General features: G+C 62.1%; 13 protein-coding genes. 4 read left to right on the top strand and 9 right to left on the bottom strand.

Annotated elements, in window-relative coordinates; translation table 11 throughout:
- Nucleotides 1-3: 3 nt before the first annotated feature.
- The 3 genes from HQQ78_RS13030 to HQQ78_RS13020 all read right to left on the bottom strand — a co-directional run bounded on the left by HQQ78_RS13030 (nt 4) and on the right by HQQ78_RS13020 (nt 4064).
- Complete coding sequence (locus HQQ78_RS13030) at nt 4-687, bottom strand: hypothetical protein (RefSeq protein ID WP_173153869.1); 684 nt, start codon at nt 685-687, stop codon at nt 4-6.
- Between the two features lie 419 nt (nt 688-1106).
- Nucleotides 1107-2246 carry a plasmid recombination protein gene (locus HQQ78_RS13025; RefSeq protein ID WP_173153866.1) on the bottom strand — a complete coding sequence of 380 codons (1140 nt, stop codon included), beginning with the start codon at nt 2244-2246 and terminating at the stop codon, nt 1107-1109.
- A 366-nt stretch (nt 2247-2612) separates the two neighbouring features.
- On the bottom strand, nt 2613-4064 hold the full coding sequence (locus HQQ78_RS13020; RefSeq protein WP_173153863.1) for a hypothetical protein: 1452 nt from the start codon (nt 4062-4064) through the stop codon (nt 2613-2615).
- 672 nt (nt 4065-4736) lie between these two features.
- Between HQQ78_RS13020 and HQQ78_RS13015 the strand changes: the two genes are divergently transcribed.
- The 4 genes from HQQ78_RS13015 to HQQ78_RS13000 all read left to right on the top strand — a co-directional run bounded on the left by HQQ78_RS13015 (nt 4737) and on the right by HQQ78_RS13000 (nt 10972).
- A complete protein-coding gene (locus tag HQQ78_RS13015; protein WP_173153860.1) occupies nt 4737-5882 on the top strand; it encodes a site-specific integrase in 1146 nt (381 codons plus the stop codon).
- Nucleotides 5883-5979: 97 nt separating this feature from the next.
- Nucleotides 5980-7449 carry an AAA family ATPase gene (locus HQQ78_RS13010; protein ID WP_173153857.1) on the top strand — a complete coding sequence of 490 codons (1470 nt, stop codon included), beginning with the start codon at nt 5980-5982 and terminating at the stop codon, nt 7447-7449.
- A 192-nt stretch (nt 7450-7641) separates the two neighbouring features.
- The gene (locus tag HQQ78_RS13005; RefSeq protein WP_173153854.1) at nt 7642-8427 is read left to right on the top strand and encodes a TIGR02391 family protein; all 786 of its coding nucleotides are present in this window, start codon (nt 7642-7644) and stop codon (nt 8425-8427) included.
- Nucleotides 8428-9160: 733 nt separating this feature from the next.
- Complete coding sequence (locus HQQ78_RS13000) at nt 9161-10972, top strand: AAA family ATPase (RefSeq protein ID WP_173153851.1); 1812 nt, start codon at nt 9161-9163, stop codon at nt 10970-10972.
- A 321-nt stretch (nt 10973-11293) separates the two neighbouring features.
- Here the strand turns inward: HQQ78_RS13000 and HQQ78_RS12995 are convergent, their stop codons facing one another.
- The 6 genes from HQQ78_RS12995 to HQQ78_RS12970 form a co-directional block, all read right to left on the bottom strand.
- Complete coding sequence (locus tag HQQ78_RS12995) at nt 11294-11578, bottom strand: hypothetical protein (protein WP_173153848.1); 285 nt, start codon at nt 11576-11578, stop codon at nt 11294-11296.
- The gene (locus tag HQQ78_RS12990) at nt 11575-11784 is read right to left on the bottom strand and encodes a hypothetical protein (protein ID WP_173153845.1); all 210 of its coding nucleotides are present in this window, start codon (nt 11782-11784) and stop codon (nt 11575-11577) included. Before HQQ78_RS12990 ends, HQQ78_RS12995 begins: the two co-directional genes overlap by 4 nt.
- Before the next feature lie 41 nt (nt 11785-11825).
- The gene (locus HQQ78_RS12985; RefSeq protein WP_173153842.1) at nt 11826-12110 is read right to left on the bottom strand and encodes a hypothetical protein; all 285 of its coding nucleotides are present in this window, start codon (nt 12108-12110) and stop codon (nt 11826-11828) included.
- 256 nt (nt 12111-12366) lie between these two features.
- Nucleotides 12367-12627, bottom strand: coding sequence for a hypothetical protein (locus tag HQQ78_RS12980; protein ID WP_173153839.1), 261 nt, complete (start codon nt 12625-12627; stop codon nt 12367-12369).
- A gap of 588 nt (nt 12628-13215) precedes the next feature.
- Nucleotides 13216-17352 (bottom strand): hypothetical protein, encoded by a 4137-nt coding sequence (locus HQQ78_RS12975; RefSeq protein ID WP_173153836.1) that lies wholly within the window; start codon nt 17350-17352, stop codon nt 13216-13218.
- A 267-nt stretch (nt 17353-17619) separates the two neighbouring features.
- Nucleotides 17620-19809: a DEAD/DEAH box helicase gene (locus tag HQQ78_RS12970; protein WP_173153833.1), complete on the bottom strand. Its 2190-nt coding sequence runs from the start codon at nt 19807-19809 to the stop codon at nt 17620-17622.
- Nucleotides 19810-19822: the final 13 nt, after the last annotated feature.

Below are 19822 nucleotides of genomic sequence, written 5' to 3'. Positions count from 1 at the left end.
CGATCACCACCACTTGTCACCCTCGATGATCTCGGCGATCGCAGCAGGATCCCCGCCGTCGCGCAGCCAGGACCTCGGCGTCTTCCGGCCCTCAGCCACAAGGCTGCGCTGTCTGACGGACATGAAGGCACTGATGGAGATCCAGTCCCAATGCTCGGTCAGGACGGGCAAGACGGTCTCGAGGTGGGGGATGAGCTTTCCGGGTGAGCCGAGGCTGAACTGCCAGCGGGGGAATCGGAGCCTGCCCCGGACAGGAATGCCGTAGATGCGCTGCTCCTCGGCCGCGGCCAGGACTTCCTTTTGCGTCCAGCCCAGAAATTGGGCAGCTGTGTTCGCGGACCATGTCTCTTGGTACGTCCCGAGCCACAGCTCCCCGGCGCTCTTCTCTAGCGACCCTCTCGCGACGCTCCTTTCGGACGCCACGAGCTCGGCCTCCGTCATAGCTCCGGACTCGATGACGAACTTTCGTTCCTCAGCAGTCATGCCTGGTCCTCCACCGCGCTTCTGGCGCCGGAGGAAGTCTGTGAGGCCCTCAACGAGCCAGCGCCCGTCGACGCCAAGGGCATTTACTGTGTCGACGAATTCAGTCACTGCGTCGTCGGACGGGTCGAGGGTTAGCGGGTGCGCCTCGTGGCCGGCCGCATCTCGGTAGAGGGCACTCGGTGCTTGGTTGTCATCGTCACTCATGGGCCGACCGTATGACGCCCCCTGCTTATTCCGACGCAAGCTTTTGGGGCCAAGGCGTCGGCAGGGGACCGTATGTTCAGGGGCGACGATTCGTATGAGAAATGAATCCAAGGTGATCTACACGTACACGAGCAGAATCGTCACATTTCAGATCGATGCAGACTTTCGGAGGTCCCGGCTTGGGTGCAAACCGTTCTGCCATCAGGTCGGGCGTGTCGCCCGAGGCTGGAGTCTGGGCGTTCCGCGGCCTGCCGAGGGGCGTCTACGGGGCGTCTCTTGGACATTCTGTGGCCTGCATCCGACCAACCCGTGGCAGGACAATTGCTGACCGCTGAGTGGCCGCCACCCGACCCTGATGTGGTCGGGTGGCGGCCGCAACTCGACAGGTTGCGACCGTGTTGCGGCCGTTCCTAGCTTCCCTATCGTTCAGCACCTTCTGTGCCCCTGCCGCGCATGGGGTCGTCCACCAGCCGGGCCACATCGTGCCTGGCCGCACGGGCTTTGGCCATGTCTGCCATGAACCGGTCCCGAAGTGGAGTGCCGCCGACTCGCACCTTGTCGAGCCACCGATCGAAGTCGGGCGGAAGCTCCTGCAGCCGGTCGTTCGTCGCCTGCAGCCTGGCCCGTTCCTTCTCGGCCTCATCTCGCGCAACCTTGGCTGCGAACCGCGCCGCTGCTGCTGCGTGCCCGGCGATTTCGGCCGCCTCAGCCGTGCGGCGCGCCTTCTCCTGCTCAGCCATGACCTCTCGCTCCTTCTCAGCCAGGACCGCCTGCTGGGCGTCGAGGTTGCTCCGGCGGACGTCAAGGCTCCGCACGAGCGTCTCGTACGTCGCCTTCTCGTCCTTGATGTCCTGCGCGGCAGCCTCGAGCCGGTTGGCCTTGGCCTGGAACTCGCTGCTGCTGAGATGTTCCGTCGACCGCTCGGTGACACGAACCTCGACGTCGTACCCGGCCTCTTCCATGTGCGCGCGCAGCTCCTTGTGCTGCCGCCTCAGGTCCGAGGGGCCCTTGAAGAAGTCTTTCTGGGCGAGCCGGCCATCTTCCGTGACGGGTGTCATGAGGACTTGAAGCTGGGGGCTGTACTCGTCGAGGTGGAGCGAGAAACCTATGAGGTTTTTCTGGCCGAACTCTTTGCAGGCCCACTCCAGCGAGGCATCCAGGTTGTCGACTGCCGCCTGGTTAATACCGGTCTCTCGCCAGCCCGGGTTGTGCTCCTCGAACCATTTCGGGTCGAGCTGCAGGATGATCCCGCGGATCGGAACAGCGTCCTTCCGGAGGCCTTTAGTGACCGTGGCCAGGCGCTGGTTGAGGTAGTCCTCGAGCTCCTGAGACGGCGGCCGGCCGTCGACCGACTTGAGTGCGCGGAAGTCGCCAGCGCCGTCGTTGACCCGGGTGAAGTTGAGCTTCGTGCGCTCCGGGACGATGTTTTTGTTGACGTGCTGGAAGTGGAAGCCGGCCGCCTGGTCGGCGTCGCGGGCGATGTGTCGAAGGAAGTTCTTGACGTGGCCCCCACCGATCTTGACCTTGTGGGACACGTCGAACGTCATCGTGTAGCTCATGCTTCGCTCCCCTCTACGACTCCCGACAGGTGATCCGCCTTCGGCGCATCGCCTGTCGGGGCCTCCGGCGGCTCTCCCGAGGGGCTTCTACTGCCGCGACTCCGACCACCACCCCAGTGCGCCTTCGGGAGGGTGGTGGTCTCCTTCGCGGCAGTAGAAGGTGTAGCCCCATACACTTCGGCATCGCTCCGCTCGTCGAAGTTCCTGGTGCCCTGCGGGGCGCCTCCGCGCAGAGCGCGTCGAGGACTCCCTGACGGGAGTCCCAGAGACCCGTCGCGCTGGTCGCTTGACGGGCGGACGGCTGCCGAGCGCTGCGCGCCGACGCAGCCACGGAGCGAGGGCTGACGAAGCCCGCGGAGCGAAGGCTCAACCACGGAATGCAGGAGTCGCATCGCGCACCTCCCAACGAGCCTTGTCCAGCTCGGCAGCTTGAGCTCTGGCGTCGGCCTCGTTCCGTTCCCGACGAGCGCGGTCGTCCTCCATCTCCGTGCCAGTGAGGGTGGCGACTCGGTCGAGAATCGCTATGGCTTCGGCGGCCGCGAGAGACCCAGTTGGACGGACGTCCCGGTGCGCGGAGAGCATGCCGCCCAGGACCTTCTGGCCTACGGCGTCGCGGAACTGGTCCTTGCCTTCCTCGGTCTCGATGGCTTCGAGGGTCTGGGCGAGTTCTCGCATATTGCATCGCATCGTGAAGAGGTGGCGAAACGCCTTGTACTCGTCGGTGCCCTCGAAGAAGCCCTCGTTGGCGTAGAACTCGAAAGTCTCCGGAGTGACCTCGGCAACGAAGGGGAAGCGCCGGAATGCCTGCCGATCGTCTTCGGCCTCGTGGTCGGTTCCGTCGGGACTGCGGTAGCTACCAGCGAGGTCTGCAAGGAACTCCCTGTACGGGACCACACCTGTCACGATGTTGACCGCCTGAACCATGCGGACTGAGCCGTTCTTGATGTTGATGTCTGCCCGTCCAGGCGACGTGTCGAAGGCGCGCCAGACGGAGGTGCGGCTGCCGAAACCAAAGATCAAGTCCTTTGGTCGGTAGTCGTCGAGGATCATGACGGGCTGGCCACCGTAGTTCTGAGCGAGGACCTTGGGGTCCCCTGCGTCGTAGTAGCACTCCTCGGGGTCCAGGGCGGGGTAGAGCGCTCTGGCGAACATGCGGGCGAGAACCGACTTGCCGGCGCCTGACTGACCGTGGATGTAGTAGTTGACGCGGACGCTCGGGGGCGGACTCGAAAGCATGAAGTCGCGCCGCAGGTCGTGAAACTTGCGGAGGTTGCGGGCGTACTCGAGAGGGTGCTCGCTGCGCAGCTGGCGAAGTGTCAGCTCGCCGTGCAGGACGCCGAGAAGGAGGCCGTCGAGCTTCTTGGAACCTCCGCCACTACCTCCACTGGACCGGCCTGCCACGTGCTCATCAACGGCGCCTCGGAAATCGAAGTTGGCGCTGACTTCAGAATCGTCGTAGCGGTGCTTCCCGAGCCCCTGCTGCTTGGCGTGCTCGTGAGTCAAGTACTCAACCAGGTCCAGAAAGACGCCATGGCCACTGCGCAACTTGATGAAGTTGGGGGCGATGCCCCACGCGCGAGCTACGGCGGCGAGGGATGTGGCGTTCTTTCTTTCCTCGACGATGTGGACATGAGCGGGCTTCGCCGCCCCGACTACAGCGCGTGGGTTGCTAAGGGCGTCCTCGGAGGTAAACGGGTCCTTGTCGTGGTTGATCCAGGCCGTCCTGAGATTGCCCTTGCGGAGGATGCGCTCCTCGACGACGGCGGGAGTAATCAAGACTTCACCGGTGTCGGGGTGGACCCAATCGGTGGTGATCATAAAGATGCGTCCCTTGAGGCTCTCTGCGTAGTGCCAGGGGCCACCAGGAGCGAATGGATCGGCGGGCGCCGGCTCTTTCTCCTTGGCACTTGCAGGGCTGACACCCTCAGAAGTGCTGAGATCCACACTTTCCACAGTTGGGTGGGCGGGGGGCACAAGCACAGTGCCCCCCGCGTTCAAGCCTGACGATTCGGGGGTTGATGCTTCAATCGGGCCGAGATCCACAGTTTCCTGCGGCATGACGAGCGCCATTAGCGCAGTTCCTCAGATGTGCTCGCGTGCTCCTGGGCCAGGAGCCACGAATCGACGGCCTCAGGCCGATACCGAGGGCTTCGACCCACACGAATGAACTTCGGGCCGCGACCGGTGATACGCCACTCGCTGAGGCTGCGTTCGGTCGTGCCGAGCCGTTCGGCGAGGGTAGCTGGGGTGATGAGGGAGTCGAGCAATGGAGTGCTGACGGGGGCGGAAGTGGGCATGGCTGTTCCTCGAAAGTAAATACTTCCGAAGAGGCCTTCGTCGCCGAACCTGTTAACAGCTCATACTGGCGTGCCTTCTCGTCGAGCCCCGTGGCTCTCGGTCCCTTTCATTCATTCGAACCTGCGCCCAGGATACACACATGTCCACCTAGGCTCACAAGTACACAGTCGAATTCATACCCACAGGGACGCGATGGGCACCGTAAAGCCGTACAGCACGAAGACGAAGGGCCGGCTCTACGAGGTCTGGTACACCAAGCCTGATGGAACTCGCGGTCACGATCGCGGCTTCAAGCTCAAGCGCGATGCCGAGGCGCACCTGGCCACGGTGGAGGTGTCGAAGCTCAAGGGCGCTTACATCGACCGGGCCGATGCAAGGGCAACGGTCGCCCAGCTCGGCGAACAGTGGATGGAGCGTCACCGGTCGAAAATCACGGCCAGCAGTTACCATTCGGTAGATAGCGCCTGGCGGATTCACGTTCTTCCGGAGTGGGGTGGCTATGCGGTCGGTGCTGTCACCAAGCGTCAGGTGGAGGCGTGGCTGACACAGCTTGGCGAACGTCGCTCGCACACGACCGTCGCACGAGCTCGAGACTTGCTCGCGGGCATCTTTGACGACGCGATCGAAGACAATCGCGTTGCGAAGAACCCTGCCCGCGGAATCGTCATCAAGAGGAAACCGATCCCCGATGAGGTCTTCCTGACGCATGTCCAGGTGGAGGCCCTCGCTTCTGCATCGCGGTATCCCGGGCTGGTCCGGTTCCTTTCCTACACAGGACTTCGCTGGGGCGAAGCGACCGCATTGCGGGTGAGGAGCATCGACCCCGAGCGGCGTCGAATCCACATTCGCGAGGCGGTCGCGGAGGTCAACTACAAGCAAGTGCTCGGAGGGGTGAAGTCACACGAACGTCGCATGGTCGCGTACCCAGATTTCCTCGACTCAGAAGTGGCAGCAGCTTGCGCGGGGAAAGCGCCAGAGGACCGCCTCTGGAACGCCGAAGACGGAACGTTTCTGCGGGCCGGACACGCTCACCAAGGATGGTTCGCCGGCGCAGTCAAGCGCTGCGAGAAGGCGGACCCGACCTTTCGCCGCGTGACACCACACGATCTGAGGCACACGGCCGCTTCACTTGCCATTAGTGCCGGCGCCAACGTCAAGGTGGTGCAGCGGATGCTGGGGCACAAGTCGGCCAAGGTCACTCTCGATACCTACGCGGCGCTCTTCCCTGATGATCTTGACAATGTCACGGACGCGCTGGCTCAACAACGGAGTGAACATCTCGGTGCCGAGCGGGACGTCGAGGGACGGCGATCGGGCACCCGGACGGGGATCGTGTAGCGAGCCGTCACAGGACTGAGTCGACAATGCTTGATGGTGAGCTAATCTCGGCGATGGCCACAGGTATCGACCTCTGGCTTGTAGCAAGGGGGAGCAAGTGGTCGCAGTTACTGAAGCCAAACTTACGAGCGCGTGGGACACCGCCCGGCACGGGGACAAGGGTTGGCCTCTCTTCCTAACGTCGGTAGAGATAAGCGGATTGCGCGGATGGTCTGGCGAGATGATCGAGTTCCGCTACCCGGTTGTAGCCATCGCGGGGACCAACGGGGCCGGCAAGAGCACGATTCTCAAGGCGGCAGCGGCTGCGTACCGAGCTCCGTCGGGAAGCTCAGCTTTGTCGTATTCGCCCGATGACTTCTTCCCCAAGACTCCCTGGGAGCATGTGGGCGGTGTCCTGTTGAGATACACCCTGAGGCAGGGTGCGAAGACAGAAACAAGTACCGTCAGGAAGCCGACATCCAGGTGGAAGGGCGCTCCCGAGCGGAAACAGCGCCCTTGTTTCTTTCTTGATATCTCAAGAATCCAGCCCGCTAACACGCAAATCGGCTACGGCCGTAAGGCGCAAGAGGTGATCAGTAGAGGCACGGCGCAAGACTTCGACTCCAATCAACTGAAGCAACTAAACCGGACGCTAGGGCGGAAGTATGAGCAGGCGCGTATCGAGAAGAGCGCGAACAAGCAGATTGGTGTCCTGACGCAGGCGGGAGTTGAGTACTCAAACTTCCACCAGGGTGCGGGGGAGGACTCTGTACTCGATTTGCTTGCTCTCGTTGCCTCAGCTCCGGACAGGTCCCTCATCGTGATCGACGAGGTTGAGGCCTCATTGCACCCGCAGGCGCAACGAGGGCTCATCACCGAGCTACTGGAGATTGCAGAAGAGAAGCGACTGCAGATCATCCTCTCGACCCACTCTCCCTACATCCTCGAGCAACTCCCACCCGTGGCGCGGATGTTCGTCTCCGTAGACCGAGCTGGTAAGCGCGACGTCCTGTACGGCGTCACTCCGGATTTCGCGCTGAACCTCATGGACGATGAGAGGCACGACGAACTCGACATTTATTGCGAGGACGAGGAAGCCAAGTACCTCGTCGAACAGCTCCTTTCACTAGGCAGTGCTGACTCGTTGAAGCGGGTCAAGATCACTCCAGTGGGTCCCGCTGCGACCGTTGTCCTATTGGCAGGTATTGCCGCAGCGGACAAGCTTCCCCGTGCTGGCTTCTGTGTCCTAGACGCGGACCAAGCTGCTGGAGCGGACTACATCACCCTTCCGGGAACCGAAGCCCCAGAAAAAGAACTCTTTGCCGCGTTGAGTGACCCACAATGGGGATTGGTGGCAGCTCTTCTCAGGCGTTCGGAGGGAGAGGTCCTCGACGCTAGGGATCACGCAATCCAAGTTGCAAACCACCACGCGTGGACAGGTCGCATGTCCAAGCTTTTGGGTGGAACGCTGCGCCCCTCAAAAATCTGGGAAGCAATCTCCGACATCTGGGTTCAGGACGTAGTTGGAGAAGCAGCGGCCATTAAGTGGGCTAGGGCCATCGAGGACAAACTCGAAGCCGGCGCGTAGCAGCCTCTTCGGGCTGTCGCTTCTCATACGTCTCCGGGGTTGTGAAGTCCCATCTTCGTGAGCGTGCGTGGCCTCCTGCACCGAGAGCAATATGCAGCGGAAAGAGCTCATTCTCGTGGCGTCAGTGCCCAAAGGGTGTCTTGCCGATCCGGGATGAAAATCGTGAATGGCTTCGGCCAAGAGGAGTGCGGGATGGCCGAGAGCGACACCCTTAGTCAGCAGGAGCGTGACATCCGTGTCCCGGTAGCAGGCGAGGGCCTCAGCCTGGGTGCCCTTGTTGATGCGTCAGGAAGCCAAGCGGGACTGATCTTGCTCACGGCCCTCGCCAAAGATCCGGGCACGGCGAAAAGCTCACACAACATCGTGACCCACGCGTGGGCCTCCGTAATCGGGGCAGGCATTCGCGGCCCAAGAGCGAAAGAGCTTCAGTACCGGATACGGCGTTTCGTTGCTGACGCCTTCGGATGGGCTTTCGCTCGTGGCCTAATCGGACCTGTCGACGGACACCCGGCGCAGGAGTGGATTATCACTACTGAGGGCCTGGCCGTCGTCGCCTCTGGGTCGAGTGCGCATATCGATGCGTCGCTGCGTCTCCACGCCGAACTGCATCTGAAACTTAATCAGACAGCGCGACCGAACTTCGAGCGCGGCGCCTATGCAATTGCAGTATTCGCCGCCACCCATGAAGTCGAGGTTGCGGTCCGTGAGGCGGCCGCATTTGGACATGAAAAGTACGGCGTGCAGCTGATGCGCGACGCTTTCAAGGTCGGCGGCCCTCTTGCCGCTGCTGATGACCCGACGTCGGAGCAGGAAGGCGTGATGTCGCTGTTCGTCGGGATGATGGGCGCGATGAAGAATCCAAGTAGCCACCGAGTAGTCGAGTTCGAGAGCCCGATCGAAGCAGCGAACGTGCTCCACCTTGCGGACACCCTCCTACGGATCGTCGACCGGGCGGCAATGCGCAGGTCCGGAGGCTAGGGCCGGATCGCTGGCTTGACTCCGTCAGCGCATCTGACTGACCGACGCTTCGACGCCGTGGGCAGCCGTCTGTGGTGGTCCACGGGCGCCACTTGCCGCGGATCAGGGCCAGCTCAGTTTTGCTGCCGTGGTGCATTTTGGTGCAGGAGGTTCCGTGAGTCCATGGGTACACATGTGAGGTGATGGAGTCAAATGCCCCGTGCCGCTTGCCTTCTAGAGGCGTTCCCTCCAGGTGAGGCGGTAGTGCCGTGGGTTCAAATCCCACCGGTACCGCCAAAGGGCTGTTCGCGAAACTCAGGCAACATGTTCGCGAAACTCAGTCCAGCAAAAAGGGCCCCCAAGCGGGGGCCCTTTTTTGCTTTGAGCGCTCGCCGCGTGTTCGAGTGGGGCTCACAGCTACGGTTCCTTGGTGCTTGTGCGCATCTGGGCCGGCGCGTGGACGTTGATTAGTCGGCTCTCGTCCTCGAACGTTCGAGGCCTCTCGCTGCCGCCGACCGCCTCGCCTCAAAGTTCGATGCCGCGAGGCTCTGTTTTAGTCGATCTATCCTCACTCGAGCGTTAGTGTGGCGGCCAAGGGGCACGTGCCGTGGGGCGAGGCTGTTGACTTGACGTGCCCTCGATTGCTCGTGCGTGCCTGCGTTGAACCTCGGCGAGCATGGCGCCGATCAGCTCGGTGACGGCCTCCAACGTGGCGGCACCTAGCCGTCCGCGCCTCTCGACATGATTGGGTCAGATGAAGCTACAGACCGTGTCTATTTTTGGTTTCCGTTCAGTCGAGAACCTGGTGGCTCTCCGGGTCGGATCGCCCCTCGTTCTAGCCGGACACAACGACGCTGGTAAATCGACGATCATCGACGCCATCTTGTTTCTCCTGGGCACCTACAAGCTGACCGATTCCGATCGCACCTACCTCGACGAAGGCGAATCTGAAGAAGTCGACGTGCCGCCGGAGCCCCGACGCGTCAGCCAGACGTCAGTCGAGGGTGATTTCGGACTCCGCGAACATGAGGTCGGGGACCATGGCGGGGCCCTCTCCATTCGACTTCGACGAGTTTCCCAAAATGGTGCCGCGGGCAAGCTCGAGATGCTCGTAATGGCGCCCGTAGACGCCCGGTTACGTGACTACGAGACCTTGACAGTGCAGCCGCTGAAGGATCGATTGGCCACGCTTGATCTCGCGCAGAGCGGAACTAAAACGGAACTCATCGAGCGCCTCGCAGAGGCTGCAGCAGGTGCAGATCAGGAAGAGCGCTGGGTCGCGGCACCCTCGAGCCTGGAGCGTCAGCTGCCGACCGTCAAACGATTCGATGCCAGCAGTGCTGTGAACGCCGACGCAGCCATTCAGTCCACCCTCCAGACTGCCTTTCGGGCACACCTCGAATCTGACGAGTTCAGCGGCGACATCCGAGCCATTGAGGAAGGCCTCGAGGGCAAGCTCGTGGCGGACGCTCAGGCCATCCGCGAGCACATCGCCGAGAAGGTTTCTGACGTCGGCGAAGTCATAATTCGGCCCATGGTCAACCTGAGCAACGCCAACGGACTAAAGGCCACACAGGTGACCGTGCAGAACTCGCGAGGAGAGGCAATCGACTTGCGCTTGTCAGGCGCCGGTCGGGCGCGGCGAATCGCACTTGCCGTGTGGGAGTTCAACGCGACGCTGCTAGCGGGGGCCACCGAGGACATCGTGTTGCTGTACGACGAGCCAGACACCCACCTCGATTACGGCCATCAACGTGAGCTAATGCGCCTCATTCACGAGCAGACGAGGAACCCAAACGTCACCGTGGTCATCGCGTCCCACTCGATGAACTTGATTGATGGAACCGATATCGGCGACGTCGCTCACATTAAGCACGTGGGCCATCGAACTGTCGTAGAGCGACTCACCGACGACGCCGGCGTTGGCGATCACCTGGGCGCGATTGCGGCAAGTGTTGGATTGCGTAACACGGTGCTGTTGCACGAGCGCCTCTTCGTCGGTGTGGAGGGTGATTCTGAAGCGCGTGCGTTGCCCGTCCTTTTCCGACTTGCAATGGGGCGCCATCTCGAGTCCTGCGGTATCGCAATTTGGCCCTGCAACAACAACGAGGGGGCTGTCCGGTTCGCCACGTTCCTTGTCCGCCACAGTCGAACGGTCGCTTTCCTTGTAGACAGGGATTCGCAGACAAACGCCAAGCACATCTTCAGCGACGTCAAGCTTAAGAAAGAGGGGCTTGATCCAGAAAAGCACTGCCTCTACATCGGGGAGAACGACGAGATTGAGGACGTCTTTTCGGATGAGCAATGGGCTGCCGCAGCGAACACGCTGTGGCAGCGAGACGGGGAAAATGAAGTCACGAACACTTGGTCTGCGAGCGATTTCGGGGCCCATCGAAGTGGCAAGTTCAGCTCGCAGATTCTCGACATGTTGAAGAACGGGTCAACGTCAGCCCCGTATGGCAAACCGGAAGCGCTCCGTGATCTGGCTCTCACACTTCGAGATGCTTCCGAGGTGCCGGCTCCACTCGTGGAGGTCTTCAAGGATCTAGTTAGGCGCGCCTCTTGACGTTACGAGCGCGCATTCGTGCCAATCGTTGCGCAGGCGTCGGCGACTCCCAGAAGTGCCCTCCGACGGCTCGTGAGTAAGTGTGGCCGTGGGAAGAGCGTGCTCTCCCGCACCAGCGGCACCCGTCGGGGGTGGGAGCACTGTTGTGGCGAACAACAGCTGTTGTTGACGTCATTCGTCTCCTCCTTCCCTTCTTCACACATATCAGCAGGACCCACTGACACTCCGTCTTAAACAGTCCGCGGGGCGGGGTCATCTGGCCCGATGGGGCGGCCGAGGGCTTGTTCCGGGCCACACTCGAGGCATTCGAGTGTGGAGCCGCTAAGCCTTCTGCTTCTGCTTCGCAGCCTCGCGCTTCTCCTTCATCGTCATCCCGCGGTCGACCTCGGGCGCCCGGTAGAAACGGTGGTAGTTCGACGCGCGCTCCTTGTGGGTCTCGACGAACTCGCGGCCCTCAGCGCGGTCGCGCATGAACTTGGCGAGACGGCGGAGGTTGGTCCACACGAGCATCATCGTCAACACGTCGTTCTGGGCGGCAAGGCCGCGCACCCTCCGGGCACCAGCCTCACCCATGCGCTCACGGCCCTCCTTGAGACAGGCGTTCACGCCCCCATGGAGTTCCGGTCGTGCTCGTGCATCGTGTGCCACTCCTTGGACCCGTAGTGGAGCAGCTGCTTGGTGTCGATGCCATCGTGCCGCTCGATCTTGACGGAGGTCTGCTTGCATCTAAGGTCGGGGTGGATCGTCAGCAGGTCTTCGGCGATGAGAGGGCGTGTCTTCTTCGTTGTCGCCTTGGGGTGGAGCTTCCTCAAAGAGCATTCGACCGTGGCGCTGGGGCCGAGGGCAGGGCAGGTCATCGGCTGCACGCCTCGCTCGTCCAGCTTCTCCTTCGGCTTGGGCGGTAGTGTCGGCGCTCCTCAATAAGGTCGTAGTACATGTCTGGGGTAACAACGTCGTCCTCCGCGTCCAGCGTCAGAGTGCGCAGCTTGTCTGGCAGTGCTGGGCAGTACAGGGCCCCCTCAAGCTCCAGAGCTCCTCCGACAGTGTTCTCGCGCACTCCTTTCTCGCCCCTGTTGCAGTCGATGGCGAGCCCGATGCCGCGTTCGGCCCTAGGCAGGTGGAACTTGTCAACGGACATGCCGCCGGAGTAACCCCTGTCGACGGTCAGACGCTTCCCTGGCCAACCTCGCTCGAGGATGGAATCGACGCCAGCGGTGGTGTGCTCGGAGATGCTTCCCCCGGACCTGTGCAGACTCGCTGCAGCGATGAGCTGCGGGTGCGCGAGCGGCTGGTCGGGCTCAGTGACTATGACGAAGTCGTTCGCCGCGTACGAGTGCTCGAAGGCAGAACTATCGCCAGTTGAACTCCTTGTTCTTAGCGCCCTTGTCGATGGGTTACGGAGTCGCGTCGACCTCCATGACGGGACGTCGGACGAGCTCTCCGGTCTTCTTGATCCTGTTGGGAACCTCGGGGCGCCCGGGGAACTCGCCGTCGCGTTGCCACGGCTTGACTTGGCTCGGCGCCTTGAGCGCTGACTGGTCGGCGGACAGGCCGCCCTGCCAAGCGGCCTGCAGGTCGGGGTGTTGGGCACGGAGCGTCATCGCGATGAGTGCGTTCGTGAACCAGCGGGCGCGCTCGCTCTTGACGCGCTGCATCTCGGAGTCTCATGCTGCGATGACTCGCTGACGTTCCTAGAGGTCCATGAGGCGGCGCGGTTCCGCCGCCGGGCTCACAAGTGTTCCTCTTGAAAGCGGTCTTGGACGTTGAAGCCGACTAAGTGAATATCGACATCCGTCGGCGCCGCAGACAGAAGTAGACACCCGCAGCATAGGCACCAGGAGAGACGGAAGTATGGACGGACCTCTAGGCCAGGGCCGTATCCGTGGGGAGGCGTCCGCCGTGTCCTGGTTCGCCACTCGGAAGGACGTCACCTGGTTCGCCATCTCGTTCTATCGGGGGCTCAAATTGAAGTCATGGCAGCCTCTCACAGACATGCTCATTGCGCCCCTCAAAGCAGACGGATGCATCGCAAAAGCGCCTCGTAGCAGTAGCGCAGCGGGTGACGATTTGGGTTGGCAGCTGACAGCTGCCGGACGTTGTCGCAAGGCAGAAGAGAGTTCAGGCTTTGGGTCGCTGCTTGCCGTCCAAGGTCTCGTCCACCTCAGCGAATCATCGGGCGCCGACGGTGCACTGCTCATCGCTCGACTTATCGTCGTATTGAGTGGGCGCACCAGCGCCGCAGGTCAGGCTTCGACGATCTTGATCGGCCACGCGACGTCTCCCCCTCTTCGCGGGCCTCGGCTCAAGCGACCGGCCTGAGAGTCAAGCTTCTCGATCTGACCGTTGACGAAAATGTAGGAGGCGCTGGCGCTTACCCACTCGATATCCTTGCCCGGCATTCCGTGGTTCCGCGGAACGTAGTCACTCTCCGCCAGGACGGTCCAGAAGAGCGAAATGCCCGCCCGCTCCAGCTGGGCCGCGAGCGATCGCCGGAGAAGGAGCACGTTCTGGCCGCCGTGCGCGGGTGACGGGTCATAGACGGCAACGCCGTCGTCGTCCGACCACCGAAAATCCTTCCCGTGGTGAAGGCCCAGGGCTTCGAAGAGCGCCCGGCTGGGGACAAACGCGCGAGTCTCCTCAGAGCCAGACGCATCACGGTCCGTACCGGTCCCGCCGTACCACGCGCCCACTTGGGTCAGGAGCGGCGGCCGGCCGTTCACATCGGGGACGTCTCCCTCGTCGACCTCGCCGGCCGCATCGGCCCAGCCAGGGTCAAATGGATGGCTGCCAAGCAAGACGTTGGCAACTCCTGCGTAGTCGGGCATCCATCGCCCGTACCAGTCCTTACCGACCGCCCAAACTCGGAGGTCCTCGAGTGAACTCGTCGAGACCAGGTAGGCGTGCAACTGCATCCAAGACTCGCGTGTTGGAGGCTTCAAGGCCTCAACCTCGGGTGGAAGACGCTGCTTCCAGTGCGGATTGCTGATCAGACACAGCCACTGGTCTCCGTCAAAGTCTGTAACAGAGAGGAGCTCGAGCGGGTCCGGCAACGCGGACGCATCCGACGGGTAGTCCGTCACGACACCGACTGGGAACACCGCCGCAGCGGGCGAGAACCAAGGTGCCTCGAGTGAGCGCGACGTCCCTGAGGGCTCCCGTACCAGGACGGTCACGTCGATATCGCGGTAAATTAGTTGCTCCGGATACTCATAAGGCGCCGCCTCAGTCGCGCCCCACTCCGGTCTCACAGCAAAAGCGTCGGTCATCATTCCAAGCACTTCGTAGAAACCGATCCATTGGTACTTTTTGCCAAACCGTTCGACGGAGTCTTGGGAACGCGCGTGACGAAGACGCTTGTCGAATTCGCCAAGTTTCTCCGGGGTCCAGCCGAGGCCGATGACGCGGTCAAAGATCAACCGCTTTGCCAGCTCCAAAAAAGCTTCCTCATCGGGAACATGCAGATCCCGGATGGACGGCTCGACGATGTATCGACCGAAATCGCCGTTAAGGGAATTACAGACGGAGCTGTATAGGTGCTCGGGAGCTGCTGCCTTTTCCTCGATGTTTTCGAGCGGCGATGCCTCTTCGGTCCACTGCGTCTTCGCTGGACCAGGCGGAACGCTGAAACCCGCTCGGCTGGCGCGGTCAAAAACGCGGCGAATATAGTCGCGTGTCAGGAGGTGTTTCGGCCACCCCGGGAAGACGAAGACGGCTAGCTTCTCGGCGATTGTGACTATGCCGGCTTCATCGCCGGAGCGGAGTGCAATGCCGCACGCGGCGCCAGCGACGCGTTCCAGGACGTATGGGTCGTTCACCTTCAATAGTCGGCTCAGCGAAACGGCGAAGGCCTGAGGATGCGCTTCTCCTACGGCGACCAGGGCTTTCGTCGCGTGGTCTCGGACCGCCCTGTCGGAGGCAGTTGTGAACCATCCGAGGAGGAGTGTCGACAGCTCCGTCGTTTGCGGAGAGAGTGTCGCTTTGAGGTCAGCGTCGACGGGCCAGACCCACTCGAGAAGTGTTCGGACGGGTGAGTGGGCCTCGAGGTCAAGCGCCCCAGAGAGAAACGTTGTCCACGTCGCGTCTCGATCCGCGACAAGTTGGGCGCTGAGGTAGTCGTGCAACCAAACAGCGTTCAAGGGATGACTCGGGAGACACGCCAGGCGCACCAACTGCGACCAGACATCCGAGGCAAACCGCGGCTCCGTCAGGAGCAAGTTCAGCCAAGATTTAGTCTTCTCTGAAACCACGGCGGCGTCTCGAAGAGTCAAGCTTTCGATGAACCCATCTACGAGGTACGGGGCGATCCTCGCGCCCTCCGCCATGAGGTCTACGAGTTCGACATCGTGCGTCTCGGGTAGCAGGATTGCCAGCGTCGAAAGGACTCCGCGCTCTCGATGAACGGACTTTTCGGGGTCTATCAACCATGCCTTGATTTCGGACAGTGACTGCCCAGTCAGATGTTTCGCACGTGCGATATCCCCGAGGCGCTGATAGCCGAATGCGATGCGGTCGCCACCGACTCTGATGAGGACCCCCTCGTCGAGCATCCCCTTCATTAAGGATTCCGACCACGAGCGTCTGGGAAGGATTTCCTTCGTGATTCGGGAGATTTCGGCGCTCCGCCAGTAAGGCCCCTTGGCCTTGACGATTTCATCGATGGCGGCCTGCACGAGATTGTCGTGGCGGTCGAAGTCACAACGCGCCGCTGCAGACAACCGCTGATTCATGGCTTCGATGAAGGCGTCGGAGACGACGGTCAACCCAGCCGCGCCAAGGATGAACCGCGAGGTGCCTAGCTCTGAGAGTGCCTCGCAGGTGAGACGAAGGTATAAAGCATTGTTGAACTCGGTATTCAGCACAGGAAAAGTGGGGGCATCAATACCATATACCTCGGCGAAACGCTGAATTGCGATGTCGACGGACTCGTCGAAGCCCTTATGCTCTGACTTCGGTAACTTCAGGTCACCGATGACGTCCTCGACGAACTCGGAGCGGCACGACATCACCAGTGCCACGCGGGGGAAGCGTGCGACCTTCGTTTGCAGAGCGCGGGCAGCGTCGGGCCACCGCGCCGGCTTGTCACTTTCATTGACGGCGTCGATGATTAGCAGTGACGTATTACCCGTCGCCTCGGCCGCGGCATCCAGAAGCATCAAGAGCTCATCGGTGCTGCTGGCTGTTTCGGCCAACTCCGGTATCTGAGGGAGCAGAGACCGGTCATCGAAGTCCTGTCCGAGGATCATGATGGTCGGCCGATTAGCTTCGACCCGGCGTCGCGCGACGTCGCAGAGGAGGTGCGACTTGCCGACCCCGGCACGTCCGGTCATGAGCAGTTGCCCGTCCCGAGCGGCACTCATGGCGATGTCCCCGCAGAGGCCATGGGCGTCGACTAGTGCAGAAAGAGCGTCTTGCGCGCTGCGTGAGAGGAAGGCGGCCTCGTCGACAAGATAGCCGGCCGACGAGCGGGAATGCCTATGCAGCAGTTCCAGAACCGTACGGACGGCCGTCAAAGCAGTCGTGACCTGAATGTCGGGCTGCGGCATGGGGGTGAAGGTGGAGAGGCTGTCGACAACGCGCTGGAGAGCGGCGTCAGTGTCGTCCAGGGCTGCTTTGCACGCGGCGAGTGCGTCAGAGAACTTGTCAGCATCGGCTGCTGGCGCCGACCAATAACCGATGCGGGCGCTGCGGAGGCCAGCGAGGACTCGCTGCCACTGTTCTGCGTAGCTCGGCGTCCGCCCGATGCCCTCCAGGACTTGGACGGCGCTCACTTCGACGTGGAGCTGAGGGCTGTAACGAGGTCCGAGCTTCGCCGCCACTTCGTCGATGCGGTCTTGTTGCTCGGCAATCGTCATGACGTTGGTGCCGAACCAGTATCGCAGGCGCCCGGCGTTTTCCTCATGGGTCAGGGCCGTCATCATCTCATGTTCGCCCACGAAGATGAACTCGACGGTGAGGCCCTTGGCGGCCGCCAACGCTTGCCAGTTTTCGACCTCTTCGCCCCAGCGGGTAAAAGCAGACTTACTCTTCTTAGTGTCGCCGGCAGGCCGGTCGCACGGCATTGCGACCAGGTACTTCGTAAGGCGTGGCTCGAGCTCCAACACCCTCTCGAATGAATGCTTGACCTGGCCTGCCGAATCCGAGTCGAACTTGAAGAGGTACTTCGACTGCCAGGCCCAGACGTCCCCGTTGGGCAGGACGCCGTGTCCTTCTCGACCTCCGTCGGGATTTCCGAAGCGTTCGAACTTCGTCCCGGAAGGCCAGTCAGTCCGCTGCTCGATGAGAATCGATGACAGCTCCTCGAAGCCCCCAGCCCGCGATGGCGGATTCCCGTGTGCGCGGATTCGGCTGAAGTCGATATCGGGGGTAGCGGATGGCGTCATTGTGTTCCTTCACCGGTATCCCACCGGAGTAGGTACCGGGCGGGCGGGCGGTGCGAGAAAGAGGGATTTGAGCTGGCCTTACTCGCTTAGAAAGCATATTGGTCAAGGCCCTAGGCCAACGCCATGACGGTCGCGCGACACGCCTCGACCACCAACAGGGACGAAGCTCGTCAGTACGGGTAGATGCCCCGGTAGAACTCGATGACCCATTCGGCCTGGCTGGAACGTGAGGCAGCCGTCTCGCTGTCCACCGCCGGCCTGTATCTTCTACCGGCTGCGGGCAATCTCATCCAGCAGCTCATCAATGGTGTCGAGCGTGGCGGGAACGTCGAGGTCTCGGGCCGCGTACGCCTGGCTGAGGAGTGTCTCTCCGAGGTAAATGTCATTCTTGTCGACCTCCTTGACCGGCACCTCAGCGGCGAGAGTGTACGGGTCCGGAGCGGGGCCTGCCGACACGGCGGCAAGGGCTCCGAGGACTTCATCTGTTGAGGCGTTTCGGCAGAGGATGGTGAGTCCCTCGATGCTGGCGTCCAGTCCCTCCACGGTGAGGAGGATGTTGAGGGTGTTCATGACCTGGCTGCCACGCCACGGGAAGACAATGCAGTCGGTTCCTGACTGAAGAATTTGGGAGGAGCCCAAATCGTATTGGCGATAAGCGTTCCTGCCTTGGTCAAGGAGCGTATTGGCCGTGGTGTCGAGGTACGCGGGTGTCTGGTTGGATTCGTAGAGCCGCCGCATCCTCTGCCGTATGCCGTCGGCGATGCCGACACCTGACGAAAGGAAGACGGGGGCTTGGCCGCCCCCTGCTCGTTCGAGCTGGATGGTTTTGCTCGGCGTGTCGATGGCGAGGACCCGCCACCGTTTTCCGGCGAAGATCATGAGACTTCCGAGCAGGATCGGGTAGTCGACGGGGATGGTCCCGAGAACCCTGCTGTCGGCCATGAGCCGGTACTCGTCGACGCTTTGGAACGCGGCGTAGAACGTGTAGTGGTTGATGAGGAGTTCACCGACTCGACCAGGTAGGAGGGTTCCGTCACCTGCCTGGGTGAGCAGCTCAGCTTGGGCGGCGTCGCGAAGCAGTTGCATGAACATGCTGGTGGTGACCGCATGGAAGGGGCCGTGACTGCAGAGGGCGCTGAACAGTTGCGCAGCTGTCGCCCCGCCATGTTGGGCGATGACGGACAGGATCTGCTGGATCAGTGTGGAGAGGTGGAGGCTGGAGGAGTTTGCGGGTTCGTACCATCGTTCGAGCATCAGCTCGGTGATGGCTGTTGCCTGGAACAGCCCGACTCGGAGCCGGTCGCTGAGGTTGCTGCGTGTGTCGAGGCCTGTCTCGGAGATGTACAACCGTAGGACGGCGGGTTTCCCGCGTCGGCCGGAGCGGCCGATGCGCTGCCGGAGGGCGGAGACGCTGTGGGGCGGTGCGATCTGCGCCACGGAGTCGGCGCTGCCGATGTCGATGCCCATCTCCAGGGTGGAGGTGCAGACGGCGGTAGTCGGCAGGTCGCCTTGTTTCAGGCGTTGCTCGACGTCCTCGCGGAACTCTTTGGAGAGGTTGCCGTGGTGGGGGAGGAACTCGTTCGGGACTCGTTCCTGGTCGCTGATCTGCTGGAAGAGGTCGGTGAACGCTTCGACGGAGGATCGGGAGTTGGCGAAGATGAGGTTGTCGGCGCCGCGAAGGGTACTGAAGAGGTGCTGGGCGATGGAGTGCTTGTCGATGCTGTGGGCGGCTTCATCGGAGTCGGCGCCTTCAAAGTTGGGGACATCTCCGGTGTTGATGTAGCCGCGAAGTTGGAGGCGCAGGTCAGATTGGTCGGCGGTGTCCGATTCGATGACATGGACGTGGTCTCCGTCCCCTGGGCGGATGAAGTCGGTGGCGGTGCGGAAGTCGGCGAAGGTGGCTGAGAGGCCGATGCGGGGGATCCGGCGGCGGGTGGCGAGTTCGATGCGATGCATCAGGGATTGCAGTTGGGCGCCACGTTCTGTACCGATGAAGGCGTGCATCTCGTCGATGACGATGTAGCGGAGGTCCGCGAAGATTGCGGGGACCTTCGGCCCCTGCAGGACGAAGAGAGCCTCGAGTGACTCCGGCGTGATTAGGAGGAGACCGTCGGGTGCGGCGCGGAGGGCTTTGCGTTCGGCGCCGGTGACGTCGCCGTGTCGGCGGTTGAGTTTCAGGCCCGCTACTTCGCAGAGGGATTCCAGGCGCTGGTACTGGTCATTGATGAGCGCTTTGAGTGGACTGACGTAGAGCGCTTTGACGCCGGCGCGTCCGGGTTCGCTCTCCGAGGCCTTGGCGAGGGCAGAGACGATGGGGAGCCAGGCGGCCTCTGTTTTTCCGCTGGCGGTGGCGGCGCTGATGATGACGTCGAGTTGCCCGGCATGGATCGGCCCGACGGCGAGGGCTTGTGTTCGGCGGAGCTCCTGCCAGTTCTGGTCCCAGATCCACTGCTTCACCTTCGGGTGAAGG

Source organism: Frigoribacterium sp. VKM Ac-2859 (assembly GCF_013204925.1).
Taxonomy (GTDB): Bacteria; Actinomycetota; Actinomycetes; order Actinomycetales; family Microbacteriaceae; genus Frigoribacterium.
The sequence above is the reverse complement of the archived record's forward strand: the minus strand, read 5'-3'. Positions and strand labels throughout refer to the sequence as shown.

Bases quoted from the DNA above. Each gene is read 5' to 3' on its own strand.
- HQQ78_RS12975 (WP_173153836.1), bottom strand. From the start codon at position 17,352: ATGACGCCATCCGCTACCCCCGATATCGACTTCAGCCGAATCCGCGCA.
- HQQ78_RS13005 (WP_173153854.1), top strand. From the start codon at position 7,642: ATGGCCGAGAGCGACACCCTTAGTCAGCAGGAGCGTGACATCCGTGTC.
- HQQ78_RS12985 (WP_173153842.1), bottom strand. From the start codon at position 12,110: ATGTCCGTTGACAAGTTCCACCTGCCTAGGGCCGAACGCGGCATCGGG.
- HQQ78_RS12980 (WP_173153839.1), bottom strand. From the start codon at position 12,627: ATGCAGCGCGTCAAGAGCGAGCGCGCCCGCTGGTTCACGAACGCACTC.
- HQQ78_RS13015 (WP_173153860.1), top strand. From the start codon at position 4,737: ATGGGCACCGTAAAGCCGTACAGCACGAAGACGAAGGGCCGGCTCTAC.
- HQQ78_RS13025 (WP_173153866.1), bottom strand. From the start codon at position 2,246: ATGAGCTACACGATGACGTTCGACGTGTCCCACAAGGTCAAGATCGGT.
- HQQ78_RS13030 (WP_173153869.1), bottom strand. From the start codon at position 687: ATGAGTGACGATGACAACCAAGCACCGAGTGCCCTCTACCGAGATGCG.
- HQQ78_RS13020 (WP_173153863.1), bottom strand. From the start codon at position 4,064: ATGATCACCACCGATTGGGTCCACCCCGACACCGGTGAAGTCTTGATT.
- HQQ78_RS13000 (WP_173153851.1), top strand. From the start codon at position 9,161: ATGAAGCTACAGACCGTGTCTATTTTTGGTTTCCGTTCAGTCGAGAAC.